Consider the following 24,236-nt stretch of genomic DNA (forward strand, 5'->3'; position numbering starts at 1 on the left):
GGACGACCAAATTGTTCCGTTCGCCAACTCGGGTCCGCTGTCGGCCAAGCTGCTGAAGCATGGCACGCTTAAGTCTACAGGGATCTGCCGCACGGGCATGCGCACGATCCACGCATTGCGGGAGCACTCTGAAACTATGCGAGGCACGAGAACGTATTCAGCTACGGCGCCGTCCCCGCTGTGCTCGGCGGCCGTGCGCTCGTCTCGTTGGTCCCGCCCCGGGGCTTAGACCATGATACAAATCCACGGAACATGATGTCTATTGTCCGAGGAATTGGATCGGCGCTCCAATCCAAAGCATGTGCTGTGGACGGCGCGGTGTATCGATCCCTTTGAGCCTCTCTACACATAATCGAAGGTCTATCGCCGACCTGCAAAACGGCTGCTTGTTCTTGCAGAATCGCCCGCGAACTATCGCTTCCTATCGTTGACCAACAATTTCCGAATATATCCGACAGTACTCCAACCTACTCTACCGTACGCCCCATCATTCCCACTCGATTGTTTTAAGTGATCGTAACGCATTGAATTCCCTGCACAAATTCTTTCTGCACGCAATGAAGAACCGTCTCCCCGATCCGTCAGAAATTTGCGCTCTTGAATTCAAAGGAGAATTTCGGCGATTCAAAATCTGCTCGGTTTCAGCGACTATCGGCATCGATTGGTCGATTTTCGACATTCTTTAGCTGTGCCTTCACGATCCCGTCGGCAAAAAGACCGTCACGGCTCGCAAGAGCCTGAACGACACGCAGTTCCTCTCATGCCTTGATCCGTCCCGGACTTACGCCTTGGCGGCGTTCTGTGCAGCCTCGAATACATCGCGTGCGGACGTCGTACCCGCTACGTGCTCCGTAAGCACGTGCACCAACGTTTTCGAGTGTCGTGCAAACGCTGTACCCCGCCATCAAAGCCTCTAGCTCGCTAATGGCGGCTTCCAAGCCAGAAGGGACATCAATCTGACCGGCCAAAGACGCCCCGCTCCACCGAGCGGGGGCGTCTCCCCTGTTAATCCCTGTCAGCTTGCCGGATTGCGTGCGATGACGATCCACGCCGCGCCGTCGATCATCACCGACCGCTCGCCGGGGAGGCCCGCGAAGGCGGCACGAACCGCGGCCGAGGCGCGGGCGCGGATGTCGTCGGGCTGATCAGCGAGAGCGCGCGACAGCGGGCCGACCTCGAGTGTCATCTCCACCGCGTCGTCGATCGCCGCGTCCCGCGTCCCCCCCTCGCCGAACGGGATGGAGGCATCGAATGGCGCGATAGCGACATCGGTGAAGCCAGCCGCCGTTAAAATACGCGCCACCCGCCCCTGGTCGCCAAACGAGAACGGGCCGGGCGCTTCGGGATCGGGCGGCGCCGTCGGCGGGACGATGCCCTTGATCGCGCCCATCGGCAAGCGCACCCAATCGTTCTCGGCCATGCCGCGCCAGCAGACGAAAGCGACCCGCGCGCCCGGCTTGAGCGCACGGCGCATATGAGCGAACGCCGCCGTAGGATCGTCAAAGAACATCACTCCGAAGCGCGAGAACAGGATGTCGAACGCGCCCTCGGGCAACGCGGTGCTGCTGGCGTCGGCCACCTGGAACAGGGCCGGCGTATCCTGCGGCGCTAGCGCGCGCGCTCTGCCGATCAGCGGTTCGGATATGTCCACGCCTAGCACATGGCCCCCCGCGCCGACGCGGGCGGCCAGATCCAGACTAGACGCCCCCGCGCCGCAGCCGACGTCCAGCACGCGTTCGCCCGTGGCGGGCGCGGCGGCTTCGATCGCGGCCTGGCCGAACACCGCCATCATGGCATCGAGCCGGGCCTGGTAAGCGACCCAGCGCTCCCCGCTTTGGCCATTCCAGTCGGCTACCTGATAACATTTTTCTCTGCCATGCCATATCCTTGTTCTGATTCTTTCTTTGCTAGGCTCTCCCCTCAGGCGAGAGGGGGCCCGCGTTCCGTGACACCGGCCCGCAACCTTCTGAATTTGATAGCCCGCGGCAACCGGAGAAGGGAATCTGTGCTCTCAAACCAGCATCGACTGCTGGGCGAAGATGCCCGCCATCGCGCCGTGCGATGATGCCGTGGTGACCGAGGGCATGAGGGGGTTGGCAAGGTCGCCGGCGGCGTAGATGCCGGGCATGCTGGTTTCGCGGCGCTCGTCGACCTTGAGGGCGATGCCGAGGGGCGTATCGACCGTGGCGAGGCCCAGCGATTCATGCAGGATTGCGGACGGCTTGTTGCGCGGATGCGCGAACAGGATGTCGACCGCGACATTGGGGCCGGTATCGAGATTGACGGTGGCGAGATGGCCCCCGTGATGGGCGATCTCGGTGATCCGGCCATCGACGACAGGTATGTTACGACGCGCGAGATCGGCCCGGATATCGGGCGGAATGTCGTGACCATCGGCGAAGAGCGTCAACCTGTCGGTCCAATCGTGGAACAGCCTGACAGACTGGTGCGACTGCGGGCCGGACCAGACGAGGCCCCAATGCTGGCCGGCGACTTCAAAACCGTCGCAATAGGGGCAGGGCACGATGGACGTGCCCCAGCCTTCGGCAAAGCCCGGAACATCAGGCATCTGGTCGGCGACGCCATAGCTCAGGATCAGGCGGCGCGCCCCAAGGCTTTCGCCATCGCCAGTGAGGACGGAGAAATCGTCGACGGCGCCGGAGACGCTGTCGGCCCGGGCATTGACCAGCCTGATCGTGGGATAACGCGCCAGCTGCTGCCGCGCCTCGGCCAGGATGTCCAGCGGTGGCTTGTGATCGTGGCCGAGCAGACCATGCGAGTGGCCGGCGAAGCGGTTGCGCGGCAGGCCGGTATCGAGAACGGTGACCTTGCGGCGGGCACGGCCGAGCTGCAGGGCGCCGGCGAGACCGGCAAAGCTGCCGCCGATGATGATGACGTCATCCATGGTGATGGGCTCCGTGTCGTGGATGGAGGGGGTTGGGCTGGGCCTGGCGCGCAATATCGTCCAGCGATACGCGCTCGAGACGGGCAGCGAGCAGGGCTTCGGCCTCTGCGAGAAAGTCGCCCATCTGTGTTGACCGGCCGGACAATGCCGCATTCGATATCGCCGGGCGGCCCGGGGAAACTTGATTTGGACAACAGGTTGAAACCTACCCACTGGCTTGCACATTTCCGATACTACATGGTATCGTAATGCACGAATTAGGATACTGTCAAGTACTGGAATTGTCGTGACCGTAAACAGCCAGGGCCGGCGCGGCCGGCCCGCCAACGAGGCGCTTGGCCAAACGATAGTCGACGCCGCGTGCGAACTCTTTGTGGAATTGGGTTTTCAAGCGACGACATTGGACAAGGTCGCCCAGCGGGCGAAGATATCCAAGCTCAGCATCTATCGGCACTTCGAGAACAAGGAGGCGCTGTTCAGCGCGGCCATCGCGACCCGCTGCCATCAGTTTGCACCGCAGGCCCCTTTTGAAGGCGTCGACGGTTCGGTCGAAGATCAACTCATGGCGGTGGGATCATCCCTGCTTCGCACGCTGTTGAGCTCGGACGTCCGCAGTGTCGAAGCCATGATCATGGCCGACCAGACGAATCAAAAGTCGTTAAGCAAGCTCCATTACGAAGCCGGCCCCGCCCATGTCATCGCCCAAATCGAGGCCCTGTTGCGTCAGTTGCACGCGAAGGCGGTTCTGAACGTGCCCGATCCTCTCCGGTCCGCCCGCTTGTTTGCCGCGCTTTTCAAAGGATCCGATCTCCTGATTATCGCACGCTTCGATGAGGCGAGAGCAGAGGACGACAACGAAATCGAATCCTATTGCCGGTCGGCCGTCGCCATGTTCATCGCCGCGCACGGTGGCAACGACCACGCGGGCGGATAGGCATTTGATTGCTCCGGGCAGCTTGGCCGGGACCGTCGTCCAGGCGCTTCGTCATATTGGGCCGGCGCGCGCGGCCGAGCTTGCACAGATCGCGGCACCTCATCTTTCTCCCAACGATAAAAAGACGCTCGCATCTACCGCGGTCCAAGCTCCCGCCTGGATGCGGTCGACGCTTCTCTCCATCGCAGATCCGGCAGCAGTCGGGACAACATTTGATAGGTGATGCGACGGTGCCATCCGACGATTTGCGATCGGGTCCGGAACATCGATCGGTACCGCAGCCAAAGCTGAAACTATGTATGTCGACAACTAAAGTACCGTCAGCGCAGAAATGTCATGCTACGGGCAATTTTCGTTATATATTTCAAAGCGTTGACGCACAGAAAAGTACCGTCAAATCCCAAAAACGAATGACGGTACTTTTTAGAATGCTCTATCGGATACGAAAAGCACCGTCAAAAGTACCCACAGAGTGATCTGCTACAAGCTGCGAGCCGCGCCAGGCGCTCCGATAAACTTAACGATTTCAATGACTTGATAGGTTTGTCAATTCCATTGATAATGTGCCCTGGCTAGCAGTCTGCCCTGCCCGCAAATCATTGTATTTTCTGCGAAATTCTACGCTAGAGCCGCCTATCATCACCGTTTCCCTCACTCCCATTCGATGGTGCCTGGCGGTTTGCTCGTCACGTCGTAGACGACGCGGTTGATGCCGCGTACCTCGTTGATGATGCGGGTGGCGGCTGCTCCCAGGAATGCCATGTCGTAATGGTAGAAGTCGGCCGTCATGCCGTCGACCGAGGTGACGGCGCGCAGCGCGCAGACGAACTCGTAGGTGCGGCCGTCGCCCATCACGCCGACGGTCTGCACCGGCAGCAGCACGGCGAAGGCCTGCCAGATGGCGTCGTAGAGGCCGGCCTTGCGGATCTCGTCGAGATAGATGGCGTCGGCCTCGCGCAGGATCTCCAGCTTTTCGCGGGTGATGCCGCCCGGACAGCGGATGGCGAGACCGGGACCGGGGAACGGATGCCGGCCAATGAAGCTGTCGGGCAGGCCGAGCTCCTTGCCGAGCGCCCTCACCTCGTCCTTGAACAATTCGCGCAGCGGCTCGACCAGCTGCATGTTCATGCGTTCGGGCAAGCCGCCGACATTGTGATGCGACTTGATGGTCACCGACGGGCCGCCGCTGAAAGAGACGCTTTCGATGACGTCGGGATAGAGGGTGCCTTGTGCCAGGAAATCGGCGCCGCCGAGCTTCTCGGCCTCCTCCTCGAACACTTCGATGAACAGCCGCCCGATGGTCTTGCGCTTCTTCTCGGGGTCCGACTCGCCCTCGAGCGCGCCGATGAAACGGTCCGAAGCGTCGACCAGGATCAGCGGCAGATTGTAATGCTGGCGAAACATCTCCACCACGCCTGATGCCTCGTCCTTGCGCATCAGACCGTGGTCGACAAGGATGCAGGTGAGCTGGTCGCCGACCGCCTCATGGATCAGCAAGGCCGCGACCGAGGAATCGACGCCGCCCGACAGCGCGCAGATCACCTTGCCCTTGCCGACCTGTTTGCGGATCGTCTCGACCGCGTGCTCGCGGTAGGCGCGCATCGTCCAGTCGCCTTCGATGCCGGCGATGTTGTGGACGAAGTTGCGGAGCAGCCTGGCGCCGTCCGGCGTATGCACCACTTCGGGGTGGAACATGAGGCCGTACATTTTGCGCTCGACATTGCCGAAGATGGCGAAGGGCGAGCCCTCCGATTTTCCGAGCACCTCGAACCCCTTGGGCAGGGAGATGACCCGATCTCCATGGCTCATCCACACCTGGTGGCGCTGGCCGGGCGCCCACAGGCCCTCGAACAACGGGCTGTCCTTGGCGATCTCGACGAAGGCGCGGCCGAATTCGCGATGATCGGAGCTTTCGGCGACGCCGCCCATCTGCACGCACATCGCCATCTGGCCATAGCAGATGCCGAGCACCGGCACGCCGGCATCGAAGACGATCTGCGGCGCGCGCGGGCTGCCGATGTCGCCGGTCGAGGCCGGGCCGCCGGACAGGATCACCGCCTTCGGATTGATGCGCTTGAACGCCGCCTCGGCCGACTGGAAGGGCACGATCTCGGAAAACACGCCGGCCTCGCGGATGCGGCGGGCGATCAGCTGAGTGAACTGGCTGCCGAAATCGACAATCAGGACGGTGTCGGGATGATTGGCTGTTTTCATGGCGAGCGTTTAGAGAAAGAAACGAGTCGGCGCAATGGGTTGTGAGGTCGCGCTTTCACTTCGATTCCGGTGTGTCGTCCTGAACGCCAGAGGCTTTGTCCAATGCATCAGTTTGCGTTGTATCGAGTGACCGCAAGGCGTCCATCAGCGCCGCGAAACGCTCGTGACCAAGGCGGGCAACATAGCTCCGTTCGATCTGCAGCTTGATGCGGTCGCCATCGCGCAGGGCGTCCAGGCCGTTGCGGGTGTAGCGCACAAGCTTGCCGCGACCGTCTTGCGGATCGGGCAGACGCTGCAACACACCTTCCGTCTCCAGGCCATCGAGCAATTGCTGAATCGCCTGCTTTGAGATCGCGGAGCGCTCGATCAGCGCCGACTGGCGCATGCCGCCGCGCGGTATGTGTCCAAGCAGGCCGGCACGCGCTTCGGTGAACCAGTGATGGCCGGCAGCGCGCATCGCAGCGGCGAACTCGGTCTGCCAAGCGCGGCTCGCCTGCCACAGCCGCCAACCTATGTGATCCGGCAGCGCTTCAGGTTTTTCGTCAAGGCCCTTGACCAAATTCTTCTCGCCCGATACATAGTCAAGCATCTTGACTACTAGTTCACTCTAAGTGGCGATGCCGGTCAAGGCAATCGGCGACTTCAATTCAGGAGGAAATCATGGCAGCACTTCAGAAGGAAACCCTTGCAATGCTCATTCCGGGCATGACCCATGTGTTGGAACGAAACGGCAAGGAGGCTTACGTCTATTTTGAAAGCGAGGGTGCCGCGCACATGCTGCTCGACGATGGCGAGGCGCGAAGCGGGCGCTGGCGGATGCTCGATGACGGTTATATCGCCGACTGGGACACCGGCGCGACCGGACGCTGGACCCTCGATCACGAGCCCGGGTCAGTCACTTACATCAATCGCGACAACGCCGTTCGCTTCAGGATGATCGGCGTGCTGTTCGGCAACGCTAAGAACCTGCCGCCCCAACAAGCTTGAAGTCGATCGCGCCCGAGGCGATCGCCTGTTCCAGCAGCTGAACCGCCGCGGCCAGCTTCTCGTCGATGACGTGCAGATATTCGATCCAGTCGCCGACATGCCTCAGATCGGCTGCCCCGTCGGAAATGCCGCGCAGGCCGATAAGCGGAACGTCGAACAGCTGGCAGGCGCGCAGGCAGGCGAAGGTTTCCATGTCGACCATGTCGGCGGCGATCGTGTCGTAGGCGGCGCCGGAGACGATTGCCGCCCCGGTCGACAGCGCCGCCGGCCTGATGCCTGGTATCCTGAACGGCAGCGGCACGCTGACAGGCAGGTCGAGGAACGGCGTGGCGCCCTTCTCGAACCCAAGGGGCGAGGCGTCCATGTCGCGGTAGCCAACCGAAACGGCCTGGTAGATTTCCGTCTGCTCCAGCGTCCGGCTGCCCGCCGACCCGAGCGACACGACGAGATCCGGCAGCGCCTTCCCGGCATGCAGCCGGGACAGTTCGGCGCCGAGCCCGATACCGGCCTCCACTGGTCCGACGCCGGTCATCAGTGGCGTGAACAGCCGCTGCAGGTGTGGACCGTATTCGGCCTCGGCCGCCATGACGAAGAGAACGGACTTGCCGGAGATCGGGGTGAGCTCACCAGGTGTCTTGCCGGCCATGATCGTCCATCCTCCCTACCCGCTCCTCAGCCCTCGATACCGTCGCGGCCGAGCACCGTCATCATCGTTCCGGTCATCGTGGCGATCAGCTTGGCCTCGCCGTCGACGGCGAACGCATAGGCTTGTCCGTCGGCGACGATGATGGTGCGGCCAGGCTTGGTCACCGAGCCGCGGAACAGGAAGCGCTCGCCCCTGCCCGGCGCCAGCAGATTGACCTTGAACTCGATGGTCAGCACGCCGGAATTTTCCGGCATCAGCGAGAATGCCGCATAGCCGCAGGCCGAGTCGAGAGCCGTCGAAATGACGCCGGCATGGAGAAAGCCATGCTGCTGCGTCAGAGCCGCCGAATAGGGCATTTCGATCTCGATGATGCCGGGCGTCACCAGCGTCAGCTCGGCGCCAATCGTCATCATCGCGTTCTGGCGCGCGAAGGACGTCCTGACGCGGTCCTCATAATCGGGAGCAGGAACGATCTTTGCTGCCATGGCCGTCGCCCTTCGTTTCTCGGCAAATCTTATTGCAAAGGCATTTATCGCAGAGGGGTGGGCGGCAGGCAATCGCAAATGCTGCACTGCAGCATTCGGCTTAGCCCTGTATCGATGGCAACGATTCAGCCGGCCCGCCGCAGCGCGCAGAAGTAAAAGCCGTCGGTGCCGCTCAGCAGCGGCGACAGCGAAATGCCGCCTGCCGCACCGATACGCACTGTCGCTTCGTGGCCCGCAAAACGGCTGTCCCAAAGCTGGCGGTGATCGAGCGGGACAAAACCGGGATGGCGATCCCGGAAGGCCGAAACCTGGTCGCCATTTTCCTCGTCGAACACCGAACAGGTGATGTAGACCAGCAGGCCGCCGGGTTTGACGAAGTCCCTGGCGGCATCGAGTATCGTCTCCTGCTCGCCCTTGCGGGCGTCGAGCTGTCTTTGCGTCAGCCGCCATTTGGCATCCGGCCGGCGCCGCCAGGTGCCGCTGCCGGTGCAGGGCGCATCGATCAGGACGATGTCCATATGCTTGCCGAGCGGCGCGAGTTCGGCCGGCTTGGTGACGATCTGCACATTGCGGTTTTCCGAGCGGCGGATGCGGTCGAAGATCGGCGCCAGCCTTGCCTTCTCCGCATCGTGGGCGAAGATCTGGCCGCGATTGTCCATCGCCGCGGACAGCGCCAGCGTCTTGCCGCCGGCGCCGGCGCAAAAGTCGAGCACCTGCATTCCAGGCTCGGCGCCGGCCAGTTCGGCCGCAATCTGGGAACCCTCGTCCTGAACCTCGAACCAGCCTTTCTGGAAGGCCGGCTCGGCCTGCACGTTCGGGTGCCTGCCGTCGCCTTCGATCGGCGGGATGCGGATGCCGTGCGGCGCGATCCGGGCAGGCTTGGCGCCGGTCTCCGCCAGTTCCGCCAGCACCTTGCCGCGATCGGCCTTCAGCGTATTGACCCTGAGGTCGAGCGGCGGGCGTGTCGCCAGCGCGGCACCCTCTTCCACCCATGCCGTGCCGAACGCGCGCTCGAACAGCGGCATGCACCAGTCGGGGATGTCTGCCCTGACGGCCGGCGGCGCATCGGCGAGCCGGCGAGCCGCAAGCGTTGTCAGTTCGTCGGCGGTAAGCAGCGGCGGCGCGAACTTGTCGCCCTCGAGCGCCTCGTTCAGCGACTGCGCCGTCTGGCCCCATTCGAGCAGCAGCGCGCCGAAGCCGATGGCGCGCGGCGTGTCTTCGCCCAACAGCCAGCCGGCCGAGCGCTTGCGGCGCAGCGCGTCATAGACGATGTTGCCGATCGCGGCGCGGTCGCCGCCACCGGCGAAGCGGTGCGACAGGCCCCAGTCCTTCAGCGCATCGGCCACCGGACGGTGGCGCCGGCCAATGTCGTCAAGCACTTCGATGGCTGCCGCCAGCCGCCCGCCCAGTCTCATTGTCGTTTTCCATTACTCAGCAAATTAATTCCGGCCCTGCTCTTAGAGCTTTTCGTGCCCTGATTGAAACAGTTCTGTTTCGCCGACGGCGAGACGATCCATGCCGAGGGGTGACGAATGTGGGTTGGTGCATCGCGAGCCGCGGCCACCAGGCGGGCGCCGGCATGCGGAACGAAACAATTCGATCAATATATTACATGCTTCTAATGTGCGTGTCCGGCGCTCACAAGCATAGCGGCTTGCGAAACTGCTCTGCTTTGCAAGTTTTCCGGTTGCGAATACTCTTTGCGCGGTGATTCGCTTCGCAGAAAAAGCGGAGCCGCGGGTCGATACGAGGAGAGGGCAATGAAAACTTATCTGGCGGAAGTTCTAGGCACGTTTCTATTGGTGTTCATCGGCACGGCTTCGGTGGTGACGGGCGGCTTCGGCGGCGCGCTGCCGCTTGGCCAGGAAGGCATCGGTCTGGCGTTCGGCATCGGCCTGATCGCGGCGGCCTATGCGATCGGCCCGATTTCCGGCGCGCATCTCAATCCGGCGGTGACGCTCGGTGTGTTCCTCGCCGGGCGGATGCCGGCCAGGGACGTCATTCCCTATTGGATCGCGCAGGTCATCGGCGCCATCATCGCGTCGCTGGCGCTGTGGATCATCGTCTCCGGACAGGTCGGCGGCCACACCGGCGGCTTCGGCGCCAATGGCTGGGATGTGACGAAATGGGGCGTCAGCTCGGCCTTCCTGTGGGAGCTGATCGGCACCTTCACCTTCGTCACGGTGATCCTCGGCGTCACTAACGCCAAGCACACCACGGCCTTCGCCGGCCTGGTCATCGGCCTGACGCTGGCCGGACTGCACTTCGCCATCATTCCGGTGACCGGCACGTCGCTCAACCCGGCCCGTTCGATCGGACCGGCGCTGTTTTCGGGAACTGCGGCGATCGGCCAGCTGTGGCTGTTCATCGTCGCGCCGCTGATCGGCGGCGCCATTGCCGGCGTGGTCGCCAAGGCCGGTATCTTCGAGAAAGACTGACTTTCGAAGGCTTCATGGAAAAGGCGCGGGTCAAGGCCCGCGCCTTTTTCGTTGCATCGAGAAGTCGTGCGCCCGGATCAGGCCGCGAGGTCAAAACGGTCGGCGTTCATCACCTTGGTCCAGGCGGCGGCGAAATCCCTGACGAACTTCTGCCCGGCGTCGACCGATCCGTAGACCTCGGCAAGCGCACGCAATTGCGCGTGCGAGCCGAAGATCAGGTCGGCGCGGGTGCCGGTCCACTTGACTGCCCTGGTCTCGCGGTCGCGCGCCTCGTAGACTTCATCGGAGCCGGCGGCCGGATCCCAGACCGTGTTCATGCTGAGCAGGTTGACGAAGAAATCGTTGGTCAACGTGCCGGGCCTGTCGGTGAACACGCCGTGCTTCGACTGGCCGGTGTTGGCGCCGAGCACCCGCAACCCGCCGACGAGCACCGTCATCTCCGGCGCCGTCAAGGTCAGCAGCTGCGCCCGGTCGACCAGCATCGCTTCGACCGACATCGGCGGCTTGCCCCTGACATAATTGCGGAAGCCATCGACTTTCGGCTCGAGCGCGGCGAAGGACTGGACGTCGGTCTGTTCCTGCGAAGCGTCCATGCGGCCCGGCGTGAAAGGAACCTGCACGTCATGGCCGCCGTCCTTGGCCGCCTTCTCGACCGCGGCGACGCCGCCGAGAACGATCAGGTCGGCAAGCGAGATCTTCTTGCCGCCGGACTGCGAGTTATTGAAGCCCTTCTGGATGCCTTCGAGTGTCTCGAGCACCTTGGCCAGCTGCGCCGGCTGGTTGACCTCCCAATCCTTCTGCGGCGCCAGGCGGATGCGGGCGCCGTTGGCGCCGCCGCGCTTGTCGGAGCCGCGGAAAGTCGAGGCCGAGGCCCAGGCGGTCGAGACCAGTTCGGAAACGGACAGGCCGGAGGCCAGGATCTTCGCCTTCAGCGAGGCGATGTCCTGTTCTGCGACCAGCTCGTGGTCGATTGCCGGTATCGGGTCCTGCCAGATCAGCTCTTCCTTCGGCACGAGCGGGCCGAGATAGCGGACGGCCGGACCCATGTCGCGATGGGTCAGCTTGAACCAGGCGCGGGCGAAGGCATCGGCGAACTGATCAGGATTCTGATGGAACCGTCGCGAGATCTTCTCGTAGGCCGGGTCGACGCGCAGCACGAGGTCGGTGGTCAGCATCGCCGGCGCGCGGCGCTTCGAGGGATCGTGCGCGTCCGGCACGGTGCCTGCACCGGCGCCGCCCTTCGGCGTCCACTGATGGGCGCCGGCCGGGCTCTTGGTCAGCTCCCATTCGTAGTTGAACAGATTGTCGAAGAAGTTGTTGCTCCATTTGGTCGGCGTCGTGGTCCAGGTCACCTCGAGGCCCGAGGTGATGGCGTCGCCGGCAATGCCGGTGGCATGCTTGCTCGACCAGCCGAGGCCCTGTGCCTCGATGCCGGCGCCTTCCGGCTCCGCCCCGACCAGCGATGCATCACCGGCGCCGTGGGTCTTGCCGAAGGTGTGACCGCCGGCGATGAGCGCCACGGTTTCCTCGTCGTTCATGGCCATGCGAGCGAAGGTCTCGCGAATGTCGCGCGCCGCGGCCAATGGATCGGGCGTGCCGTTCGGCCCTTCCGGGTTGACGTAGATCAGCCCCATCTGCACGGCGCCGAGATGGCCGTGAAGTTCACGGTCGCCGGAATAGCGCTCGTCGGCGAGCCACTTGGTTTCCGATCCCCAGTCGACGTCCTGCTCCGGCTCCCAGACATCGGCGCGGCCGCCGGCGAAGCCGAAGGTCTTGAAGCCCATCGATTCCAGCGCGACGTTGCCGGTGAGGATCAACAGGTCGGCCCAGGAGATCTTCCTGCCGTATTTCTGCTTGACCGGCCACAGCAGCCGGCGCGCCTTGTCGAGATTGGCGTTGTCCGGCCAGCTGTTGAGCGGCGCGAAACGCTGCTGGCCGGCGCCGGCGCCGCCACGGCCGTCGCCGATGCGATAGGTACCGGCGCTGTGCCAGGCCATGCGGATGAAGAGCGGGCCGTAATGGCCGAAATCGGCCGGCCACCAATCCTGCGAATCGGTCATCACCTGGTGCAGATCCCTGATCACCGCATCGAGATCGAGGCTCTTGAATTCCTTGGCGTAGTCGAAGTCCTCGTCCATCGGGTCCGAGAGGCTGGACTGCTGATGGAGGACGGCAAGGTCGAGCTGGTTCGGCCACCAGTCACGGTTGCTCCTCCTGGCCGATCCATGTGGGACCGGGCATTTGCCGGCGCTGTTGTCGTCGGTTTTCGCGTCCATCTTTGCCTCCGATTTGTTGATTTTCCGGGATTTTGTTGATTTTCCGGGCAGGGCCAGCGGCCGCGCCATTCTGGAATGGTTCCAGACTAGCCCGCCCAGCCGATAAAGACAAATTGCCTTTGCTGTTTATTCTGATAGGTTTTCCTTATGATCGGTTTGACCGTCCGGCAGATGCATTATTTCGAGGCGCTGGCGCAGACGCTGCATTTCGGCCGTGCCGCAAAACTCGCCGGCGTCAGCCAGCCGGCGCTGTCCGCGCAGATCGCCGAGATGGAGCTGCGGCTCAATTGCCGTCTGTTCGAGCGCGGCGGCAAATCGGTGCGCATGACCGACGAAGCGCAGGTCCTGCTGCCGCGCATCGAGCGCATTCTTGCCGACGTCCGCGACGTCGAGGCGACGGCCCGGCGCGGCCGCCCGGCGCTGGAAGGCCGCTTCCGGCTCGGCATCATCCCGACGGTGGCGCCCTATCTGCTGCCGCATGTGCTGCCGGAGCTGAAACGGCATTTCCCGGCCTTGCAGCTGGAACTGCGCGAGGCGGTGACCGCGTCGCTGGTCGAGGACACCAGTTCGGGGAAGCTCGACGCCTTCGTCGCGGCACTGCCCCTCGATTACCCCGGCCTGGTCACCGAGGAACTTTTCTCCGACCGGTTCTTCCTTGCCGTGCCGGCCGGCGACCCCGCCTTCGCCTCGCCGCCGGTGCCGCCGGAAAGCCCGGCGCTGGAGCGGCTGATGCTGCTGGAGGAAGGCCATTGCCTGCGCGAACAGGCGCTCGCCGTCTGCGGCAGCGTGCGGCCGGTGGCGATGGCAAGCTACGGCGCGACCAGCCTGACGACGCTCTTACAGATGGTGGCGCATGGGCTCGGCGTCACGCTCATCCCCGAGATGGCGGCCGGGCCAGCCAGCACTATCCCCGATTTGAAGATCGTGCCGTTCCAGGAACCGATGCCGCAGCGCACGATCTGCCTCGCCTGGCGGCGCAACAAGGTGCGCCACGACGAATGCGTCGAACTGGCCAAGATCATCCGCGGGCTGGATGCGGCGGTGCTGGCAGCGTAGAGCGGCGGGTCAAGGATCCGGTTTTAGCCCCGAAGCCAACTCGCAAGAAAGGAACGGCTTCAATCCTTTTCCCAGGCTGCGAGCAACGGGCCGTTGCTTCCATAGACAGGGTCCTTGCGCGGACGGCCAACCCTGGGGATCGTGACGACTGCCTTGGCATGGTCGGCGGCGGTCGTACACAGGTCATAGGTGCCGGATGGAGGATAGGCGCCGACAACCAGAAAATCGTCGGACGCGGAAAGACGCTGGTGCCCGGTGCCGGCCGGAAGCACCGCGACGTCGCCGGCCTTCAGGGGGAGCGTTCGTCCCTTGTTGCCGCCAAAGCGGACTTTCGCCGTCCCGCGCGCGACGCCGAGCACCTCGTGTATCCGCGAATGGTAGTGGACGTAGTCGTAGATGCCGTTGCGCCAGCTATCGCCCCAGCCATTTGCCTCGAAAAGCGCCTCCATGACAGCCGCAGGATCGAATTCCTCGGGCAGCTTCACGGCGCCGCGATAGACGACAAGCGGCCAGAACGGATGGTTGGGCACAAGGCCATCATCCCAGAACCGAAATTCATTCGCTTTGCGCGGCCGGAGAAGATCGACGACCTCTCGCCGGCCCGGTCTGGCGGCACCGGTGACCTGCTCGACGGCTTTCTTCGTGGTTTGCAGAATGCTCATGATGCTGCTTGGATTGGTGGTGGCTTCATGCCGATTAACCGGCTGCACGGCGCTCGGTTCCGCTGAGGGCAGAGATCTGCGATCTGTGCGGTCGGCATTTGACGTCCGGGCACATCGAAGCCGCCCAAGTTTCAAGACTTGAACACCGCAAGCATGTGAAGATCCAATCGGTCCCGCCGCTGTGTCGTCCCATGGCACGGATGAGACGATACACTGTTTTACCACAGCGCTCGCGACAGCTCGCGAAACGGGCGACCCGCAGAGGCTTTTTTCGTGTTATTATGCACCTGCAACGCGCGTAATCTCGACCTCGGCAATATGGCAAAGGTCGAAAGCAATTTTTGCCCTGGCGTCCCCCAGCACGGACTCAACTCCGGATGGCTGAGTGTGCTTATCCGGGGCGAGGAGGTTGTCCATGTCCACGAGTAATGTCGAACGCCCGCTGCAGCCGGGCGACCGCGCGCCGAATATTATTCTCGATGCGATCTCCCGCGAAGGCAAAATCGCGCTCACTGATTTTCGAGGTCGTAGCCCATTGTTGATCGGCTTGTTTCGAGGCCTGCACTGTGCGTTCTGCCGGCGCAATGTCGCGGCAATGGCGCAACTCAAGCCGGCTCTGGCTGAGAAAGGCGTCGAATGCCTGGCGGTCGTCAATACGCCGGTAGAGCGCGCACGGCTCTATTTCCGTTACCATCCGACACCCGATCTTCTCGCCGCGTCCGACCCGGAGCGGGCCTCGCACCGTGCCTTCGGCTTGCGCGAGATCGGGATGGACAAGGTCATGGGGATCCGTATCGATCTCCCGGGTGAGTTGCCCGAGCCTATGGACCCCATCGCAATAAACGAGTTGCTCAACAAGAAGGAGGGGTATGAGATTACGGAAGCCGATCAGCAGATGATGGCTTCCGCTAAGGAGCTGCTGGTTGGTCAGTTTCTCATCGACCGAGGCGGTATTGTACGCTGGAGCTTCACTGAAGTTCTGGAGGCTGGCCTCAATACCGTCAAGGCGCCGAATCCGGAGGAATTGATGTCAGCAGCTTCCCAAGTTGCACATTAATGGGCTGCGGAAATAGGCGGCTGACACTCGCTCGACGACCGCGCCCTTCCCGCTCACTACCGGGGAAAGGCCGTCCTGGGTCAAAACCTGAAGATCGTGGATGACCGCTTCGCGCCCGATCTCGGCCGTAGAGATCAGCTTCTCCGCGTCCTGAAAGCAGACATCGCAAGCGAGGACTCCGGAGGTCGCGGTTGCGCCCTCAAGCCCCGCCCGGTCGACCAGATAGAAGATCGCATTGGCCTCGCCGCCCGGCATCGTCTCGCTGAGCTGGATGCGGCTGTTAGGCTGGATCAGACCGAGCAGGGTCTCCGCCGCACCTCGACGCCGAGGTCGCGCAGATCGTGGCCGTTGCCGCGCCGCGCCGATTTTCTGGAGTGATAAGCCGCGCCCGACGCGGCGAATTCGTAACCCTACTCGGCGGCCGTCTCCGATGGCGCCTCTGCCGACCCCGAAGGCTCGGCCTCGGCACGGGGCTTGCGCCGTGAAAACAGCGACCTGAGCGTGACGTAGAACACCGGCGTCAGGAACAGGCCGACGAAGGTGACGCCGAGCATGCCGGAGAATACCGCGGTGCCGAGCGACTGGCGCATTTCTGCGCCCGGGCCCGTTGCGATCATCAGCGGCACGACGCCGAGGATGAACGAGAAAGCGGTCATCAGGATCGGCCGCAGCCTGAGCCGGCAGGCTTCGACGGCAGCCTCGGCGGCCGACAGCCCGCGTTCCTGCGCCTGCCGCGCGAATTCGACGATCAGGATCGCGTTCTTGGCGGCAAGCCCGATTAGCACGATGAGGCCGATCTGCACGAGGATGTTGTTGTCCAGCCCTCGGAACGACACGCCGAGCAACGCCGCGAGCACGCCGAGCGGCACCACCAGCACAATGGCGAACGGCAGCACCCAGCTTTCATATTGCGCCGCCAGCGCCAGGAACACGAACAACACCGACAGTCCGAAGATATAGACAGCGGCATTGCCGGTGTTGCGCTCCTGATAGGCGAGCTCGGTCCATTCATAGGAGGTACCGGCCGGCAGCGTCTTTGCCGTGATCCCTTCCATCAATGCCAGCGCGTCGCCCGTGGAAACGCCGGGCGCGGCGTTGCCCTGCAACGGCACCGAAACGTACATGTTGTAGCGCTGGACCAGCGCCGGGCCGGTGACGTCGCGGATCTCGACCAACGTGCCGAGCGGAACCAGCGCGCCGGTCGCCGAGCGCACCTTCAGTTTCAAGATGTCGGCGCGATCGAGACGGAACGCCTGGTCGGCCTGCGCCCGCACCTGGTAGACGCGCCCGAAAGCGTTGAAGTCGTTGACGTAGGCGGTGCCCAAATTGATCGACAGCGCCTCGAAGATGTTGGGGATCGGCACGTTCAGGATGCGCGCCTTGTCGCGATCGATCGCCAGGAAGAATTGCGGGCTCGACGCGGAGAACGTGGTGAACACGCCCGTCAGCCCCGGCGTCTTGTTGGCCTTGCCAGCGATTTCGTTGGCAAGCGCCAGGATCTGCCGCATGTCGGCGCTGTTGCGCTCCTGGATCTGCAGCTTGAAGCCGCCGGCATTGCCGACGCCGCGGATCGGCGGCGGCGGCAGTGCGATAATGAAGGCTTCCTTGATGCTTTGCAGGCTGCCGAACAGATTGCCGATGACCTGGGTCGCCGACTGGCCGGCTTTCAGTCGCTCGTCAAACGGCTTGAATCTGGCGAAGATCACGCCCGCGTTGCTGGCGTTGGTGAAGGTCGCGCCGGAGAAGCCGGCGAAGGCGACTGCGTAGTCGACGCCTGGCGTTTTCTGGATGATCTGCGACGCCTGCTGGATGACCGCATCGGTCCTCGACAGCGAAGCGCCGTCCGGCAACTGGATGACGACGATCGCATAGCCCTGGTCAAGCGACGGAATGAAACCGCGCGGCACCGACTGCACCATGTAGACCGTGGCGTAGATGAGGGCCGCGAAAACGGCCAGCATGGCGGCGATCGTTATCCACGAGCCGACCAGCACGCGGATGATGCTCGAATACCAATGGGCGACCCTGTCGAAGCCGCGATTGAAGCCGTCGGCGAGCGCCCGTCCGAACCGCGCCAGGAAAAAGCGCGGCGGCGCCGCCGCGGCGTGATGCGGCTTGAACAGCAGTGCGGCCAGCGCCGGCGAAAGCGTCAGCGAATTGAATGCCGAGATCGCCGTCGACACCGCGATGGTGATCGCAAACTGCAGATAGAACTGCCCAGAAATGCCGGGGATGAAGGCTGTCGGTACGAACACGGCTATCAGCACCAGCGAGATCGCGATGACGGCCGTTCCGACTTCGTCCATGGTCAGGTGCGACGCCGGATTGGGCGCCAGCCCTCTGGCGATATTGCGCTCGACGTTTTCGACCACGACGATCGCATCGTCGACGACGATGCCGATCGCCAGAACTAGGCCGAACAGCGTCAGCATGTTGAGCGAGAAGCCGGCGGCGTAAAGCACCGCCAGCGTGCCGATCAGCGACACGGGGATCGCCACGATCGGCACGATCGCCATGCGCCACGATTGCAGGAAGACGATGATGACGATGATGACCAGCAGCATCGCCTCGAGAATCGTCTTGTAGACCTCCTGGATCGACTCGGCGACGAACTCGGTCGGATTGTAGACGATGTCGTAGCTCAACCCCTTCGGGAAGTCGCGGGAAAGCTCCTTCATCTTGTCCTGGATCTCCGCGGCTGCGGCGAGCGCATTGGTGCCCGGCCGCTGGAAGATGGCGAGCGCCACCGCCGGTTTGCCGTTGAGATAGGAGTTGGTGACGTAATCCTTGGCGCCGAGCTCGATGCGCGCCACGTCCTGCAGCGAGATCAGGCGGCCGTCGTCGGTCGATTTGACGATCACGTATCGGAAGTCGCGTGCGTCGTTGAAGCGGCCTTGCGTGGTGACCGTGTACTGGAACGCCGTGCCGGTGCTGGTCGGCGGCGCGCCGATCGAGCCGCCCGACACCTGGACGTTCTGGTCGCGCAGCGCCTGCACCACATCGCCCGAGGTCATCCCCAGGGCGGACAGTTTTTCCGGATCGAGCCAGATGCGCAGCGAGTATTCGCGTTCGCCGAAGATGATGAGGTCGCCGACGCCGTCTAGTCTGAGCAGTATGTCGCGCACCCGCGAGCGGGCGTAGTTCGAGACGTAGAGCTGGTCGTAGGTATTGTCGGGCGACAGCATGTGCACGACCATCATCAGGTCGGGCGAGCTCTTGGTGGTGGTGATGCCGAGGCGGCGGACTTCTTCGGGCAGGCGCGGCTCGGCGACCGACACGCGGTTCTGCACCAGCACCTGAGCCTGGTCGAGATCGGTGCCCAGCTTGAAGGTGATGGTCAGCGCCATCGCCCCGTCGCCCGACGAATAGGACGACATGTAGAGCATGCCCTCGACGCCGTTGATCTCCTGCTCGATCGGCGTTGCCACCGTCGCTGCGACCGTCTCGGCGTCGGCGCCCGGATACTGCGCGCGAACGACGATGGTCGGCGGCGCGATCTCGGGATATTGCGCGACCGGCAGCTGGGTATAAGCAATCCCGCCGAGGATCAGCAGGACGATCGAAACGACCGATGCGAAGATCGGACGGTCGACGAAGAAATGTGCGAACCTCATTGCTGCAACTCGGCGGTCTCGGCCTTGGGCGGCAACGTCACCATCTCGACCTTCACCTTGGTGCCGGGCCTGGCGTGCATCAGCCCTTTGACGATGATTGTCTCGTCGCCGGTCAGGCCCTGGCGGATGACCCGGTAGCCGTCGAGAAGCGGGCCGGTGCGCACGGGCTTCGCCGACACCATCCCGGCCTCATCCACCAGGAACACGATGCGGCGATCCTGATCGGCGCCGATCGCCTCGTCGGGCACCAGCACGCCGCTATGCGGCAGCGACCCCGGCACGTTGATGCGCCCGAACATGCCTGGCTGGAGAATGCCATCGGCGTTGGGAAACCTTGCACGCACCCGCATGGTGCCGGTCGCGTTGTCGATCCGGTTCTCGGCAAAATCGAGCTTGCCTTTGAATACCGCCTCCGCGCGGTCGGCGACACGAACCACCACCTCGAGCCCGCCGGCGCCTTCCTGCATGCTGCCGCCGCGCTCCTTCGCGTCGCGGGCATAGCTGAAATACAGGCGCTCATCGACGTCGAAATAGAAGTCGATCGGATCGCGTGTAACGATGGTCGTCAGCAAGGTGGAATCCGGCTGCACGAGGTTGCCGACCGACACCAGCCGGCGGTCGATGCGGCCGGACAAGGGCGCCTTGATCTCGGTGAATTCCATGTTCAGGCTGGCCGTCGTCAGCGCAGCCGTCGCGCCCTGCATCTGCGCCTGCGCCGAAAGGTATTCCCGCCGGCGGTCGTCGACCGTCGCGGTTGAGATATTGCCGGTCTTGGCGAGTTCGTCGGCGCGATCCAGCTGCATCTTGGAGAATTCGAGCAGACTCTTGGCGACGTCCACTTGCGACTTGGCGGCATCATAAGCCGCCTGGTACGGACGCTCGTCGATGGTGAAGAGCAGGTCGCCCTTGTTGACCAGTGCGCCGTCCTGGAAGCTGACCTTGTCCAGATAGCCGCTGACGCGCGAACGGATGGCGACCTGGTCGACGGCTTCGAAGCGCCCGACGAACTCGTCGTCTTCGACGATTTCACGGACCACCGGCTTGGCCGCTGTCACCACGGGTAGCTGCTGGTCCTGCGCAAACGCAGTGCTGCTGAAAGCCATGCCGAGCAGGAATGCCGCCGACACGGCGGCGCGGGGAAGCCAGCCGGCCGATCGACAGGGTCGCCCGCCCGCGTCGCGATGCAATTGCCCATTCTCTGGGGTGTCCATTTGCGTCCTCGCTCGCTGGACCCGGAGGTCGGTTGATCCGCTTCTACGCTCAGGCTTTTCGTCGAGATCAGAGCACTGCAGTGTTGTGCATGGCAACATGATCATTTTCCATGTAGGCCGAAATGTCCACCCTGTGGCTGCCCCGCCACCCGCCACTGGCAACGCAGATCCACCGGGCGGTCCGGGACGCCATTGAGACGGGACGGCTAGACCCGGGAGCAGACCTTGGTCCCGTCGGGCTGAACGTCCGCAATCCTTCTTCAAACGTTAAAGCCGCCATTCCGCTATCGGCTGCAGATCGAGACGTTCAAGGCCTTGGTGCTAAGCGTCCGCCCACGGCGCAAAGGAGACAAATTGGCGCCCACCCCTCAAGCCGTCTTTGCTGTCACCACTCTCAATTCTCGACTATCGCCTCATCCGGAACTTCTGCGGCTCGCCTACTTCGCAACTCAATGCGGAAACGGATGACCGCTCGTTCGAAAACCGGTCGATAGTGGTTTGCCACCTCCCCCCAACCCTCACGGCACAAATATCAAAAACACCCAAGTAAAAAACACCACCAGATGCACCAAGCCGGTCAAGAACGTCGTTCTCTCGGTGCTAAAGCTTACATTGCAGATGAAGAGCGCCAGAACCAAAAGCACCGTGTCGGTCGCCGGCAGCCCCAGGGTCAGGCCTCTTCCGGTCAGCAGGCTGGCGGCAGCGATTGCCGGTATTGTCAGGCCGATTGTGGCACAGGCCGAACCCATGGCGACGTTCAGGCCGCGTTGCAGCTCGTTGCTGAGTGCGGCGCGAACAGCCGAGATCGCCTCCGGCATCAGAACCAACCCGGCGATCATCGCGCCGACAATGGCGTCGGCCTGCGGCACCTGGTAGGCGACGAGCGCGTCCTCGACGCTGGCGGCGACCTGCTCGGCCAGCATGACGATGCCGATCAGCCCGATCAGCAGGAGCAGAGCGCCGGCGGCGACGCTTTCGTGAGCGTCGGTTCGCACTGCGGCGCCATGCGCTTGTCCATCGATGAAATCGTCGCGGTGGCGGACAGTCTGCGCGAACAGAAAACCGGCATAGAGCAGCACTGAAAGGACGCTGACGAAGCCAAGTTGGGCCGCCGAAAACGTGCCGGGATCGGTGGTTCGCGTGTAGGTCGGCAGAATAAGCGTCATGACGCTGAGCGCGACCAGAACCGCCAGATAGGCGCTGGTCCCTTGCCGGACGATCGCCTGCTTGCGATGGCGCCAGCCGCCAAACGTCAGACACATGCCGACAACGCCGGTGGAGGTGATCATCACCGTCGAGAACACGGATTCGCGGGCAAGCGTCGGGTTGTTCGCGCCGTGCAGCATGATGGAAACGATGATCGACACTTCGATTGCCGTCACGGCGATGGTCAGCACCAACGTGCCGTACGGCTCCCCAACCCGCCTGGCCACCGCCTCGGCGTGGTCGAGCACCACGAAAATCGTGATGAACATGATCGCGCTCGACAGCGCGCCGATGAATATCCTGGTGCCCAGCGACCCTTCGTCCACCGACACCCCGCTGGCCCTGACCGCGACAGCCATCGCCAGCGCGGCCAACGGCATGCCGTACGAAACCGCCGATCTTGCGAGACCACTCATTCCAAGCCCCTTCCGCAAGCCCCTTTTGCAAGTCCCTTCTGGGCAAGCCCCTCCTGCGAACCCTGCGAAAGCCTGAAGCGCCTCGCCCTCAAGCCGTCTTCTGCGTCACCAATCCCAGCTCGTCGACCATCGCCTGGCGCATCAGGAATTTCTGCGGCTTGCCGGTCACCGTCATCGGCAATTCGGTGCGGAAGCGGATGTAGCGCGGGATCTTGAAATGGGCGATCTGGCCGGCGCAGAACGCCTTGATCTCCTGCTCGGTGGTGATCTGGCCGGGCTTCAGCACGATCCAGGCGCACAGCTCCTCGCCATATTTCGGGTCGGGAATGCCGAACACCTGCACCTCCTTGATCTTGGGGTGGCGATAGAGGAATTCCTCGACCTCGCGTGGATAGACGTTCTCGCCGCCGCGGATGACCATGTCCTTGACCCGGCCGACGATGTTGCAATAGCCCTCGGCGTCAATGGTGGCGAGGTCGCCCGTGTGCATCCAGCCGTCGGCGTCGATGGCCTCGCGGGTCTTCTGCTCGTCGTCCCAATAGCCCTTCATCACGGAATAGCCGCGCGTGCAGAGCTCGCCCGGCGCGCCGACCGCGACGGTGGCGCCTTCGGCGTCGATGGCCTTGACCTCGACATGCGGATGGACGCGGCCGACGGTCGAGACGCGCTTTTCCAGCGGGTCGTCGACGCTGCTCTGGAACGACACCGGGCTGGTCTCGGTCATGCCGTAGGCGATGGTCACCTCTGCCATATGCATCAGCGACACCACCTTCTTCATCACCTCGATCGGGCATGGCGAGCCGGCCATGATGCCGGTGCGCAGGCTGGTGAGATCGAAGGAGGCGAACTCCGGATGGTCGAGCAGGCCGACGAACATGGTCGGCACGCCGTAAAGCGCGGTGCAGCGTTCCGTCGCCACCGCCTTCAGGGTGGCGCCGGCATCGAACCCCTCGCTCGGGAAAACCATGGTCGCGCCCTTGGTGACGCAGCCCATCGTGCCCATCGACATGCCGAAGCAATGGTAGAGCGGCACCGGAATGCACAGCAGGTCGTCGACGGTGAGTCGGATCGCCGCGGTGACGAAATTGCCGTTGTTGACGATGTTGTTGTGGGTCAGCGTCGCGCCCTTGGGCGCGCCAGTCGTGCCGCTGGTGAACTGGATGTTGATGGCATCGTCGGGTTTCAGCCCGTCGGAGATGCGGTCGAGCTTGTCATGCTCGTCGCGCCCAGCCATTGCCAGCACGTCGGCGAAATTGAACATGCCCGGCGAATTCTCCTCGTCCATGCGGATAACGGTCTTCAGCGCCGGCAGCTTGTTGGCGTCGAGCTTGCCAGGGGTGGCCTTGGCGATCTCCGGCGCCAGCGTCTCGATCATGCCGAGATAGTCGGAGCTCTTGAACTTGGCGGCGGTGACCAGCGCCTTGCAACCGACCTTGTTCAAGGCATATTCCAGCTCGACCAACCGATAGGCCGGGTTGATGTTGACCAGGATCAGGCCGATGCGGGCGGTGGCGAATTGCGTCACCAGCCATTCCCAGCGGTTCGGCGACCAGATGCCGACGCGATCGCCTTTCTCGAGGCCGAGCGCCAGGAAGCCGGCGGCGAGCGCATCGACAGTCTCCGACAGTTCCTCCCAGGTAAAGCGCTTGTCCTGCTCGACGAAGACGGCGGCATCGAGCGTGCCGTATTTGCCGACCGTATCGGCAAACAGCGCCGGGATGGTCAGGTTGAGCAGCGGCACGCTGCGCTCGCCCGAGACATGCGCCGTGCCGTCGACCGGCGCAATGAACGAACCCCCATCGCGCTTGGAGCGCAAATTGGTGGCATTCTTCAACTCGTCGAGATTGATCGGCATGGCCGTGTCCTCCGCAGACAGAACGAGCCTATCAGCCCGGCGGGGTGGTGGAAATCCCGCCGATGGCAGGGCTGGTTGGGAACTCGCCTGTAAGGGCCGAAAATAAAAAACCCGCCACGGAGGGCGGGTCTTCGGGGCCAATTGGCACCATAGCGAGATTAGTAGCATAGCTGCCGGCACAAAGCAAGAACAAAATTGCTGTACGTCAAGAAAATCGCGTCAGGTTGGCACTGCGGCCAAGCTGCCAATCTCCCTCCTTGAGGGGGAGATGGCC

20 protein-coding genes and 1 pseudogene are annotated in these 24,236 nt (G+C 63.4%); 7 read left to right on the top strand and 14 right to left on the bottom strand.

All coding sequences use genetic code 11. From position 1 onward, the window contains the following. Nucleotide 1: 1 nt before the first annotated feature. Nucleotides 2–115: pseudogene (locus tag NKI25_RS36525) on the top strand (alpha/beta fold hydrolase); the annotation flags it as partial. Between the two features lie 900 nt (nucleotides 116–1,015). Here the strand turns inward: NKI25_RS36525 and NKI25_RS24140 are convergent. Beyond that, entirely contained in the window at nucleotides 1,016–1,792 is a 777-nt protein-coding gene (locus NKI25_RS24140; RefSeq protein ID WP_502897424.1) for a class I SAM-dependent methyltransferase, read from the bottom strand. A gap of 219 nt (nucleotides 1,793–2,011) precedes the next feature. Then, on the bottom strand, nucleotides 2,012–2,905 hold the full coding sequence (locus tag NKI25_RS24145; RefSeq protein ID WP_352578814.1) for an NAD(P)/FAD-dependent oxidoreductase: 894 nt from the start codon (nucleotides 2,903–2,905) through the stop codon (nucleotides 2,012–2,014). Here NKI25_RS24145 and NKI25_RS24150 point away from each other — a divergent pair. Then, nucleotides 2,886–3,038, top strand: a complete 153-nt coding sequence (locus tag NKI25_RS24150) for a hypothetical protein (RefSeq protein WP_352999607.1) — start codon at nucleotides 2,886–2,888, stop codon at nucleotides 3,036–3,038. The genes NKI25_RS24145 and NKI25_RS24150 overlap by 20 nt on opposite strands. 153 nt (nucleotides 3,039–3,191) lie before the next feature. Further along, nucleotides 3,192–3,839: a TetR/AcrR family transcriptional regulator gene (locus tag NKI25_RS24155; RefSeq protein WP_352593726.1), complete on the top strand. Its 648-nt coding sequence runs from the start codon at nucleotides 3,192–3,194 to the stop codon at nucleotides 3,837–3,839. A gap of 651 nt (nucleotides 3,840–4,490) precedes the next feature. Here the strand turns inward: NKI25_RS24155 and guaA are convergent. Together guaA and NKI25_RS24170 are read right to left on the bottom strand one after the other, a co-directional pair. After that, entirely contained in the window at nucleotides 4,491–6,053 is a 1,563-nt protein-coding gene (gene guaA / locus NKI25_RS24165; protein WP_352457585.1) for a glutamine-hydrolyzing GMP synthase, read from the bottom strand. A 55-nt stretch (nucleotides 6,054–6,108) separates the two neighbouring features. Continuing rightward, a complete protein-coding gene (locus NKI25_RS24170) occupies nucleotides 6,109–6,642 on the bottom strand; it encodes a MarR family winged helix-turn-helix transcriptional regulator (protein WP_352999610.1) in 534 nt (177 codons plus the stop codon). A gap of 71 nt (nucleotides 6,643–6,713) precedes the next feature. On the opposite strand from NKI25_RS24170, the gene NKI25_RS24175 reads away from it, so the two are divergent. After that, nucleotides 6,714–7,040, top strand: a complete 327-nt coding sequence (locus tag NKI25_RS24175; protein WP_352828897.1) for a hypothetical protein — start codon at nucleotides 6,714–6,716, stop codon at nucleotides 7,038–7,040. Here the strand turns inward: NKI25_RS24175 and NKI25_RS24180 are convergent. The 3 genes from NKI25_RS24180 to NKI25_RS24190 form a co-directional block, all read right to left on the bottom strand. Beyond that, nucleotides 7,012–7,686 carry a 5'-methylthioadenosine/S-adenosylhomocysteine nucleosidase gene (locus NKI25_RS24180; protein WP_352828895.1) on the bottom strand — a complete coding sequence of 225 codons (675 nt, stop codon included), beginning with the start codon at nucleotides 7,684–7,686 and terminating at the stop codon, nucleotides 7,012–7,014. The genes NKI25_RS24175 and NKI25_RS24180 overlap by 29 nt on opposite strands. A 26-nt stretch (nucleotides 7,687–7,712) precedes the next feature. Beyond that, a complete protein-coding gene (locus NKI25_RS24185; RefSeq protein ID WP_023677140.1) occupies nucleotides 7,713–8,171 on the bottom strand; it encodes a PaaI family thioesterase in 459 nt (152 codons plus the stop codon). A 125-nt stretch (nucleotides 8,172–8,296) separates the two neighbouring features. Continuing rightward, nucleotides 8,297–9,586 carry an RsmB/NOP family class I SAM-dependent RNA methyltransferase gene (locus NKI25_RS24190; RefSeq protein ID WP_352828893.1) on the bottom strand — a complete coding sequence of 430 codons (1,290 nt, stop codon included), beginning with the start codon at nucleotides 9,584–9,586 and terminating at the stop codon, nucleotides 8,297–8,299. A 345-nt stretch (nucleotides 9,587–9,931) separates the two neighbouring features. Here NKI25_RS24190 and NKI25_RS24195 point away from each other — a divergent pair, with 345 nt between their 5' ends. Continuing rightward, on the top strand, nucleotides 9,932–10,609 hold the full coding sequence (locus NKI25_RS24195) for an MIP/aquaporin family protein (RefSeq protein ID WP_023677138.1): 678 nt from the start codon (nucleotides 9,932–9,934) through the stop codon (nucleotides 10,607–10,609). A 77-nt stretch (nucleotides 10,610–10,686) separates the two neighbouring features. Here the strand turns inward: NKI25_RS24195 and katG are convergent, their stop codons facing one another. Further along, nucleotides 10,687–12,885 (bottom strand): catalase/peroxidase HPI, encoded by a 2,199-nt coding sequence (gene katG / locus NKI25_RS24200; RefSeq protein ID WP_352828891.1) that lies wholly within the window; start codon nucleotides 12,883–12,885, stop codon nucleotides 10,687–10,689. A gap of 147 nt (nucleotides 12,886–13,032) precedes the next feature. Between katG and NKI25_RS24205 the strand changes: the two genes are divergently transcribed. Further along, a complete protein-coding gene (locus NKI25_RS24205) occupies nucleotides 13,033–13,941 on the top strand; it encodes a hydrogen peroxide-inducible genes activator (protein WP_352691100.1) in 909 nt (302 codons plus the stop codon). Between the two features lie 59 nt (nucleotides 13,942–14,000). Here the strand turns inward: NKI25_RS24205 and NKI25_RS24210 are convergent, their stop codons facing one another. Beyond that, nucleotides 14,001–14,603, bottom strand: a complete 603-nt coding sequence (locus tag NKI25_RS24210) for a cupin (protein WP_352828890.1) — start codon at nucleotides 14,601–14,603, stop codon at nucleotides 14,001–14,003. Between the two features lie 415 nt (nucleotides 14,604–15,018). Here NKI25_RS24210 and NKI25_RS24215 point away from each other — a divergent pair, with 415 nt between their 5' ends. Then, nucleotides 15,019–15,660 carry a peroxiredoxin-like family protein gene (locus NKI25_RS24215; RefSeq protein ID WP_352828888.1) on the top strand — a complete coding sequence of 214 codons (642 nt, stop codon included), beginning with the start codon at nucleotides 15,019–15,021 and terminating at the stop codon, nucleotides 15,658–15,660. Here the strand turns inward: NKI25_RS24215 and NKI25_RS24220 are convergent. From NKI25_RS24220 to NKI25_RS24240, 5 genes are all read right to left on the bottom strand, one after another. Then, the gene (locus tag NKI25_RS24220) at nucleotides 15,634–15,915 is read right to left on the bottom strand and encodes a hypothetical protein (RefSeq protein WP_352828887.1); all 282 of its coding nucleotides are present in this window, start codon (nucleotides 15,913–15,915) and stop codon (nucleotides 15,634–15,636) included. The two genes, NKI25_RS24215 and NKI25_RS24220, sit on opposite strands and share 27 nt — an antisense overlap. A gap of 155 nt (nucleotides 15,916–16,070) precedes the next feature. After that, nucleotides 16,071–19,274, bottom strand: coding sequence for an efflux RND transporter permease subunit (locus NKI25_RS24225; RefSeq protein ID WP_352828885.1), 3,204 nt, complete (start codon nucleotides 19,272–19,274; stop codon nucleotides 16,071–16,073). After that, the gene (locus NKI25_RS24230) at nucleotides 19,271–20,377 is read right to left on the bottom strand and encodes an efflux RND transporter periplasmic adaptor subunit (RefSeq protein ID WP_051406143.1); all 1,107 of its coding nucleotides are present in this window, start codon (nucleotides 20,375–20,377) and stop codon (nucleotides 19,271–19,273) included. Before NKI25_RS24230 ends, NKI25_RS24225 begins: the two co-directional genes overlap by 4 nt. A 626-nt stretch (nucleotides 20,378–21,003) precedes the next feature. Continuing rightward, entirely contained in the window at nucleotides 21,004–22,107 is a 1,104-nt protein-coding gene (locus tag NKI25_RS24235; protein WP_352999612.1) for a calcium:cation antiporter, read from the bottom strand. 88 nt (nucleotides 22,108–22,195) lie between these two features. Beyond that, nucleotides 22,196–23,962, bottom strand: a complete 1,767-nt coding sequence (locus NKI25_RS24240) for an AMP-binding protein (protein WP_352999614.1) — start codon at nucleotides 23,960–23,962, stop codon at nucleotides 22,196–22,198. Between the last annotated feature and the right edge of the window lie 274 nt (nucleotides 23,963–24,236).

The sequence above is a fragment of the Mesorhizobium sp. M0808 genome (assembly GCF_040320025.1).
In the GTDB taxonomy this organism is placed as follows: domain Bacteria; phylum Pseudomonadota; class Alphaproteobacteria; order Rhizobiales; family Rhizobiaceae; genus Mesorhizobium.

Excerpts from the sequence above, each read along its gene's own strand:
- NKI25_RS24240 (WP_352999614.1), bottom strand. The coding sequence starts at position 23,962 with ATGCCGATCAATCTCGACGAGTTGAAGAATGCCACCAATTTGCGCTCC.
- NKI25_RS24205 (WP_352691100.1), top strand. The coding sequence starts at position 13,033 with ATGATCGGTTTGACCGTCCGGCAGATGCATTATTTCGAGGCGCTGGCG.
- NKI25_RS24150 (WP_352999607.1), top strand. The coding sequence starts at position 2,886 with ATGATGATGACGTCATCCATGGTGATGGGCTCCGTGTCGTGGATGGAG.
- katG (WP_352828891.1), bottom strand. The coding sequence starts at position 12,885 with ATGGACGCGAAAACCGACGACAACAGCGCCGGCAAATGCCCGGTCCCA.
- NKI25_RS24180 (WP_352828895.1), bottom strand. The coding sequence starts at position 7,686 with ATGGCCGGCAAGACACCTGGTGAGCTCACCCCGATCTCCGGCAAGTCC.
- NKI25_RS24190 (WP_352828893.1), bottom strand. The coding sequence starts at position 9,586 with ATGAGACTGGGCGGGCGGCTGGCGGCAGCCATCGAAGTGCTTGACGAC.
- NKI25_RS24230 (WP_051406143.1), bottom strand. The coding sequence starts at position 20,377 with ATGGCTTTCAGCAGCACTGCGTTTGCGCAGGACCAGCAGCTACCCGTG.
- guaA (WP_352457585.1), bottom strand. The coding sequence starts at position 6,053 with ATGAAAACAGCCAATCATCCCGACACCGTCCTGATTGTCGATTTCGGC.
- NKI25_RS24210 (WP_352828890.1), bottom strand. The coding sequence starts at position 14,603 with ATGAGCATTCTGCAAACCACGAAGAAAGCCGTCGAGCAGGTCACCGGT.
- NKI25_RS24185 (WP_023677140.1), bottom strand. The coding sequence starts at position 8,171 with ATGGCAGCAAAGATCGTTCCTGCTCCCGATTATGAGGACCGCGTCAGG.
- NKI25_RS24220 (WP_352828887.1), bottom strand. The coding sequence starts at position 15,915 with ATGCCGGGCGGCGAGGCCAATGCGATCTTCTATCTGGTCGACCGGGCG.
- NKI25_RS24145 (WP_352578814.1), bottom strand. The coding sequence starts at position 2,905 with ATGGATGACGTCATCATCATCGGCGGCAGCTTTGCCGGTCTCGCCGGC.
- NKI25_RS24235 (WP_352999612.1), bottom strand. The coding sequence starts at position 22,107 with ATGAGTGGTCTCGCAAGATCGGCGGTTTCGTACGGCATGCCGTTGGCC.
- NKI25_RS24140 (WP_502897424.1), bottom strand. The coding sequence starts at position 1,792 with ATGATGGCGGTGTTCGGCCAGGCCGCGATCGAAGCCGCCGCGCCCGCC.
- NKI25_RS24175 (WP_352828897.1), top strand. The coding sequence starts at position 6,714 with ATGGCAGCACTTCAGAAGGAAACCCTTGCAATGCTCATTCCGGGCATG.
- NKI25_RS24225 (WP_352828885.1), bottom strand. The coding sequence starts at position 19,274 with ATGAGGTTCGCACATTTCTTCGTCGACCGTCCGATCTTCGCATCGGTC.
- NKI25_RS24215 (WP_352828888.1), top strand. The coding sequence starts at position 15,019 with ATGTCCACGAGTAATGTCGAACGCCCGCTGCAGCCGGGCGACCGCGCG.
- NKI25_RS24195 (WP_023677138.1), top strand. The coding sequence starts at position 9,932 with ATGAAAACTTATCTGGCGGAAGTTCTAGGCACGTTTCTATTGGTGTTC.
- NKI25_RS24170 (WP_352999610.1), bottom strand. The coding sequence starts at position 6,642 with ATGCTTGACTATGTATCGGGCGAGAAGAATTTGGTCAAGGGCCTTGAC.